Annotated in this window: 3 protein-coding genes; all 3 read left to right on the forward strand. The window is 28.8% G+C overall.

Translation table 11 applies throughout. The features are described from left to right. The first annotated feature begins 44 nt into the window (after positions 1–44). The gene (locus DMC01_RS12285; protein ID WP_142694472.1) at positions 45–902 is read left to right on the forward strand and encodes a replication initiation protein; all 858 of its coding nucleotides are present in this window, start codon (positions 45–47) and stop codon (positions 900–902) included. A 98-nt stretch (positions 903–1000) separates the two neighbouring features. Next, positions 1001–1213 (forward strand): hypothetical protein, encoded by a 213-nt coding sequence (locus DMC01_RS12290; RefSeq protein WP_142694473.1) that lies wholly within the window; start codon positions 1001–1003, stop codon positions 1211–1213. A gap of 2 nt (positions 1214–1215) precedes the next feature. Next, positions 1216–2070 (forward strand): toprim domain-containing protein (locus DMC01_RS12295; protein WP_142694474.1); only part of this gene is annotated, 855 nt, incomplete at its 3' end.

Here is a 2070-nt window from a genome sequence, read left to right on the forward strand (position 1 = left end):
CCCCTTCCCCTTGCGGAGTATTTGTGTCTTAACGAGGAGTTAAGATGCAAGAATTTATTGATAGTATCGATGATAGTGATGATAGTATCAATGGTGGGCTTAAAAATGAGCTTAAACAAGAAAATAAGCTTAAACAAGATTTAATTTCATTTGATGAAAATGTAGTTTCTTACAAGGAAATAGCTAAATGTCAAATCAATGATATAGTTAATTTTAATGAAATTCACAAACAAGGCTTAAATGATAAACTCCTTGTGAGATATAACAAAGAACCTTTCAAAAAGCTTATCTTTACAAATTTCACCTCTTGTGATTTTAATCTTTTTATGGTTTTATGCTTTGTGGCAAATGACAAAGGAAGCCTTAAAATAAGGCTTGATTTTAACACTTTTTGTGTCTTAGCAAACAAAAAAGAAAAAAACAAAAAAAGATTAAATCAGCAAATCAATGACTTTGCTAAAAAATGCTCTAAAACTATCATTAAGCTAGAAAAAGAAGAAAGTAAGTCTTATATAAGCCTTTTTGAATTCATTGAGGTTTTTGATGATTATTTAATCTTTAAATTTAACCCTTTTATGTTGAGCGTTGTAAATAATTTTAGATTTTACACTCAGTTTGAACTCTCTTTATACTGCTTACTTAAAAGCAAGTATTCTAAAATGCTTTATCTTCTTTTGCTTGATAATTTATACAAAGGCAAAGTATTAAAAATCAGCGTAAATAATTTTATGGAGTATTTTGATTTAAGCCTTGAAAATGCTAGAAATTTAGAAAGAAATATTATTAATCTTGCAGTAAATGAGCTTTTAGAAAATAAGCTTTTTAAGAAGCTTAGCTATAAAAAAGAAACTCATAAATCATATAAGATTATGTCTTTTTATGTTTTTGAGTATAGCAGATAGCATAAGGATTGTGAGATGTTAATGTGGTTTTTGGATTGGAGTGTTTTCAGCTTTATGGTTGTTGCAATTATACTTACACTTTTTTCAAAGGATATACAATGACAAAAGAACAATATCAAAAAATGTGTGAAGTAGTGCATAAATGCCATAATGAAATAAGTGTTTTTAAAGATGATGAATTAGAATTTTTAACACTCGCTTCTTTAAATCATTATTATTGCAAATACAAGGGATTGTCATTACCACTTTATATGGCAACCTTAAACGACAAATTGATTGATTTTGAAAAATCAAACAAAACAAAGGACTAATAATGCCTAGCTACTATAATCAAAAGAATTTAAGCTTACCCCTTGATTTAATCTTGCTAGAAAATGGCTATTCTTATAAAAAGGAAAAATGCTCTCGCAATCACCTTACAATGAAAAATGAAAATGAGGACTTAATCATCATCACAAGGAGCATAAATGGGCATTATTTATATTTTAATCCCCTCAATGATTATGACAAGGGCAATATATACTCATTTTGCAAGAATCGTGGAGTAAAAATAGATGATTTATTAGATAAAGATAAGATTAAAAGCCTTGATATAAAAGACTTAAAGCATAATATTAAGCCCTCTGAGCTTGATAAAAGAAGCATTGAAATTTTAAATATTTTTAAAGAGGAATTGCAAGATTTAGTTTATGATAAGCCGCATTTTTTTGGAGCTAAAAGACTTATTGATGATGAGAGCTTAAAGGGCTTTCATCTTATCAAACAAGATAATTATCACAATATTTGCATACCCACTTACACCTTCAAAGAATATAAAAACCTACAAACAAGCGAGGGTAATGTAATAAGCTTTAATCAATGCGGCTTTATGAAATACTTGCAATACCCCATTAAAAAAGAAAACGCCCTTATAAAACAGCTTTGCTATGGCAAAAAGGGTTTAGAGATACTTAAAAGCAAGGACATCAAACAAGCTGACATTAAAAATATCATACTGTGTGAGGGCATTATTGATAGTTTAAGCCTTTATGAGTTAGGCTCTTATAAAAGCGATGATACCTTACTTTGCTCTACAAATGGACAAATTACTCAAAGCCACTTTGAGACCTTAAATTATCTTAGCAAAATGAGTGAAAATTCAATTATTGTGCTTGGCTTTGATAATGAC

It is taken from the genome of Campylobacter troglodytis, assembly GCF_006864425.1.
Taxonomy (GTDB): Bacteria; Campylobacterota; Campylobacteria; order Campylobacterales; family Campylobacteraceae; genus Campylobacter_D; species Campylobacter_D troglodytis.

Coding starts and splice junctions, on each gene's coding strand:
- DMC01_RS12285 (WP_142694472.1), top strand. CDS start 45: ATGCAAGAATTTATTGATAGTATCGATGATAGTGATGATAGTATCAAT.
- DMC01_RS12290 (WP_142694473.1), top strand. CDS start 1,001: ATGACAAAAGAACAATATCAAAAAATGTGTGAAGTAGTGCATAAATGC.